The organism is Streptomyces spongiae, from assembly GCF_009377185.1.
Classification (GTDB): Bacteria; Actinomycetota; Actinomycetes; order Streptomycetales; family Streptomycetaceae; genus Streptomyces; species Streptomyces spongiae.
Window position 1 is genome coordinate 1 of the sequence record NZ_VJZC01000691.1, and the last position, 4,784, is coordinate 4,784.

Annotated in this window: 3 protein-coding genes; 2 read left to right on the plus strand and 1 reads right to left on the minus strand. The window is 71.3% G+C overall.

From position 1 onward, the window contains the following. The first annotated feature begins 156 nt into the window (after positions 1-156). The gene (locus FNH08_RS44670) at positions 157-1,245 is read left to right on the plus strand and encodes an LLM class flavin-dependent oxidoreductase (RefSeq protein ID WP_322726454.1); all 1,089 of its coding nucleotides are present in this window, start codon (positions 157-159) and stop codon (positions 1,243-1,245) included. 19 nt (positions 1,246-1,264) lie between these two features. On the opposite strand, the gene FNH08_RS44675 is transcribed toward FNH08_RS44670, so the two are convergent. Beyond that, positions 1,265-3,292, minus strand: a complete 2,028-nt coding sequence (locus tag FNH08_RS44675) for a putative bifunctional diguanylate cyclase/phosphodiesterase (RefSeq protein WP_407704574.1) — start codon at positions 3,290-3,292, stop codon at positions 1,265-1,267. Between the two features lie 636 nt (positions 3,293-3,928). Here FNH08_RS44675 and FNH08_RS44685 point away from each other — a divergent pair. Further along, a partial coding sequence (locus FNH08_RS44685; RefSeq protein ID WP_152777230.1) for a M6 family metalloprotease domain-containing protein occupies positions 3,929-4,784 on the plus strand: 856 nt, incomplete at its 3' end.

A 4,784-nucleotide genomic window follows, 5' to 3' on the forward strand; every position in this document is an offset into this window, starting at 1 on the left:
CCCCCCCGGCTGAACCCGGAGGAATAAGCGGAGCCCCCCTCCTGTTACCCCCCGCGCGGGAAGCGCACCACGCACGGCACACCACAGGAGGCACCCACCGTGACGGCAGACGAGACAGACGAGACAGACGGGAAAGACGGGACAGGCGACAAGGACGTGACGCCGGACGAGATCCGCGGCATCCCGCAGGGGACCGCCCCCGTCCCCCTCTCCGTCCTCGACCTGGTAACCGTCGGCGCAGGCCGCACAGCCACCGACGCCCTGACCACCAGCGTCGAACTGTCCCGCCTCGCAGAGTCCCGCGGCTACCACCGCTACTGGGTCGCCGAACACCACTCCATGCCGGGCGTGGCCTCCAGCTCCCCCGCCGTGATCCTCGCCCACCTCGCCGCCCACACCACCCGCATCCGCCTCGGCTCGGGCGGCGTCATGCTCCCCAACCACGCCCCCCTGGTCATCGCGGAGCAGTTCGGCACGCTCGAAGCGATGGCCCCGCGCCGCATCGACCTCGGCCTCGGCCGAGCCCCGGGCACGGACGGCGCCACCGCGGCGGCCCTCCGCCGCTCCGACCGGCTCCACGAGGGCGCCGACGACTTCCCCGAGCAACTCGCCGAACTCACCCGCTTCCTGGACGACGACTTCCCCGACGGCCACCCGTACCGCCGCATCCACGCGGTGCCCGGCCCGATCCAGAGCACGTCCCCCGGCGGCGTACAGTCCCCGCACCGCCCGCCCGTCTGGCTCCTCGGCTCCTCCGGCTTCAGCGCCCGCCTCGCCGGCGGCCTCGGCCTGCCCTTCGCCTTCGCGCACCACTTCTCCGCGCAGAACACGATCCCGGCCCTCGACCTGTACCGCGAGTCCTTCCGGCCCTCCGCCGCCCTGGACGAGCCGTACGCCCTCATCGGCGTCTCCGCCCTCGCCGCCGACGACGAGAGGGAAGCCCGTCGGCAGGTCATGGCCGCCGCCCTGAACATGATCCGTCTGCGCACCGGGCGCCCCGGCCTCGTGCCCACCCCGGAGGAAGCGGAGGCGTACGAGTTCAGCCCGATGGAGCGGGAGTTCATCACGAGCTGGAACGCCAACGTCGTCCACGGCACGGTGGACGAGGTCCGCGCCGGCCTCGACGACCTCCAGAAGCGCACCGGCGCCGACGAGTTGATGCTCACGTCCCACGCCCACAGCCCGGACCTGCGCGTGCGCTCGTACGAACTGATCGCGGACGTTTACGGGTTGCCGAGCGCCTGAGGAGGACCGTGGCGTGCCCTCATGCCTGAGGGCACGCCACGCTCGCCAGTAACTCGCCGATACGTTCCGCCGACACCGGCCGCGAGTACAGCCACCCCTGCCCGGTGTCACAGCCGATCCGCCGCAGCCGCGACGCCTGCGAGGACGTCTCCACGCACTCGGCGGTGACCGTGAGCCCGAGCCGGTGGGCGAGCTGGACCAGCGCCTCGACGATGACCTCGTCGGCCGGGTTCGGCTGGGCGTCGGCACCCTCCCCGTTCTCGCGATCCCCGTTCTCGCGCTCCCCGTTGTCGCGCTCTCCGTTCTCGTACTCTCCGTTCTCGTACTGGAAGCCGCGCACGAACGCCCCGTCCAGCTTCAGCACGGAGACCGGCAGCCGGCTGAGGTAGGCGAGATTCGAGTACCCGGTGCCGAAGTCGTCGATGGCGATGCGTACGCCCATGTCGCTCAGCGCCTGGAGGGCCTGGAGCGGGCGCCCGGCGGAGCCCATGACAGCCGACTCGGTGAGTTCGAGCTGGAGGAGGCGCGGGGGCAGGCCCGTCTCCGCGAGGATCTCCGCCACGTCCGCGACCAGGTCGGAGTCCCAGACCTGACGCACGGCCACGTTCACGCTGATGAAGAGCGGCGCCCGGTCGGGGTGGTCGAGCTGCCAGCGCCGAGCCTGCCGGCACGCGGTCGCCAGGACCCACCGCCCGAGCTGCACGATGGAGCCGTTCTCCTCGGCCAGCGAGATGAACCGATTCGGCATCAGCGTGCCGAACTGCGGGTGGTTCCAGCGCACCAGCGCCTCGACCCCGCGCACCTCGCCGCCCACCATGTCCACGAGCGGCTGGTACTCCAGGGCGAACTCACCACGCTCGACGGCCGGCCGAAGCGTGGAGGACAGCGCCTGACGGGTCATACGGTGGGCGTTGCGCTCGGGGTCGAAGAGCGTCCAGCGGGACCTGCCGTCCGCCTTCGCCCAGTACAGCGTCGTGTCGGCCGCCTGCATCAGACCGGTCGCGGTCGTGCCCTCCGCGCGCCGCTCCACCACACCGATCGACGCGGAGACGGACAGCCGCCGGCCGGCGATGTCGAACGGCGCCTGCACGGCCTTCAGTACGGACTCCGCGAGTTCGGCGAGCTGGTCGGTGCCGGTGGAGTCCTCGACGAGCACGGCGAACTCGTCGCCGCCGAGCCGGGCGACCAGGGGCTCGTTCGCCCGGGCGTACCCCGCCTCCTGCGCGCACCGCGTCAACCGCTCGGCGACTGCCGCGAGGAGACGGTCGCCGACCTGGTGGCCGAGCGTGTCGTTGATCGCCTTGAAGCCGTCCAGGTCCAGGTAGCAGAGCCCGATGCGGCCGGACCCGCTCTCCTCGTACGCCTCCACCTCCAGTGCCGCCGACAGCCGTTCGAAGAAGAGCGTCCGGTTGGGCAGCTTGGTCACGGGGTCGTGCACCTGCAAGTGCCGCAGCCGCGCCTGGAGTTCACGCCGGGCACTGATGTCGGCGACGGACAACAGGACGGCGGGTTCCGCCGGGAGAGGGGCGGGGGTTCCGAAACTCGCCGGTTTGGATACGGGTCCGGCGGGGTCGACCGGGTGGAGTGCGGGTCTGCCCGGCTCCGGAAGCCGGTGTGCGGAGTGGCCGAAGTCGCTCTGGTGGTGCGTGAGTTCACCCGAGTCGGCCGGTGTGCCACCTGGCCCGTCGGCCGTCGGCTCACCCTGTATCGCGGACTCCCTGGGCAGCGCGGACTCCCTGGCCAGCGGGGACACCGTCACCTGCACCCAGAGGGAGCGTCCGTCGGGGTGCCTGATGAGGCGCGTACAGCAGAGCCGGGCCTGGCGGCCGCGCAGCATCTCGCGGTACGCGTGCGCGGTGCGGGCGTCCGAGGCCAGGTCCACCAGATCGGCGGCGACCCGCCCGACCAGCCTTTCCGCCCCGTCCCCGAGCAGCGAGCCCATCGAGTCGTTGGCGGTGACCACCAGCCCCTTGCGGTCCACCACGGCCATGGCGAGCGGCGCCGCGGCGAAGGCGGCGCGGAACGCGTGGGGCGTTGGTGACGCCAGTGAGGTCGTGAGGGGCGTGAGGGTACGACGTGCTGTCTCAATGTCACGCTCTGTGACGATCGGCTGGACCAGATCCACCGCGGGCGCCTGCCCTTCGGATGTTCCGCTCACCGTTCGCTCCCGCAGTGCGCTCGTCGTTTCGTACGGATCTCGAGTTTCGCGTCGGAGCGGCAGGCCGGGTGCGGGCGGCCGCTCAAGCCGTGTCCGTGCAGGAAAGTGTGCCGATCATAGAGGCTGGTCTCAGGCCCTTCCAGTCACTCTCCAGTGTCCCGGAAGACCCCGCGATTCTGACAGATCGTTTCTGCCCCTCCCTGGACGGCTTCGTTCCGCGGGCCGACCGGTTGTGACGTTCCGTGAGCTCCCGGGGTGTCGGGTGTGCGGTGTCCTCACCCGTCCGGCCGTGACAGACAAGGCAAAGTACTACGAATTATCACAATCTGGGTGCGATGTCCCCGAAGCTCGCATCCGGAGGTCGATGTGCCGCGCCCGCTCCCCAGGAAGGGACCCGCCGACGGGCCCTTCGGGGCGCGCGCACGCGCAGGCACTCGCCGCCCCCGACACCTGAAGGCACGCCGCTCGGGGAACTCGGGAAACCCGGGGAACTCGGGAACGCCCACCCGCGGCAGGGCGCCGAGTCTGCGTGGCACCGCGGCCGTGTTCACCTCGCTGACCGCCCTCGCGGCGACCTCCCTGATCGCCGCGCCCTCGGTCGCCGTACCCCTGTCGGAGGCATGCGCGCTGGAGCGGACCGGCGCCCACCACTCGGAGGGCGTCGACACCTGGAACGCCTCCTACACGCGCCCCACCCGCCCCCTCGACGCGCTGCTGGTCTTCCTGTCCTTCCCGGACGCCACCCCGCGGATCACGCCGGCCGAACTGGCCGCCGACCACTTCCCGGCCACCAGCGACTTCTTCCAGCGCGCCTCCTACGGCAGGTTCACGTTGCGCCCGCACCCGCACGACGACTGGATCGAGATGCCGCAGCGTTCCACGGACTACGCGATAGAGCGCGACTGGGACGGCGCGCACCGAGCCGCCTATCTGCGCGACGCCATGAGCGTGACCGACGGCCGGGTCGACTTCTCGGCCTACGACATCGTGTACTTCGTGGCCGACCCGGACGCCCCGGGCATCGACTCGGACGCGACGAAGGTCGTCAACCTCGACACTCCGCTGAAAGCCGACGGCACGTCCATCCGCCGTGTCGTCACCGTCTTCGAGAACCATCCCCCGGACCGCCTGGTCCTCGCCCACGAGACCGGTCACGTCTTCGACCTGCCCGACCTCTACCACCGCCCCGCGAACGGCAAGGGCGACTGGGACACGTACGTCGGCGACTGGGACCTCATGGGCAGCCAGTTCGGCCTCGCCCCGGACTTCTTCGCCTGGCACAAGTGGAAGCTCGGCTGGCTGGAGCCGCACCAGGTGGCGTGCGTACGGGGTTCGGGGACGACCCGCCTGACGCTGGAGTCGCTGTCGGCGGGTCCGGAGC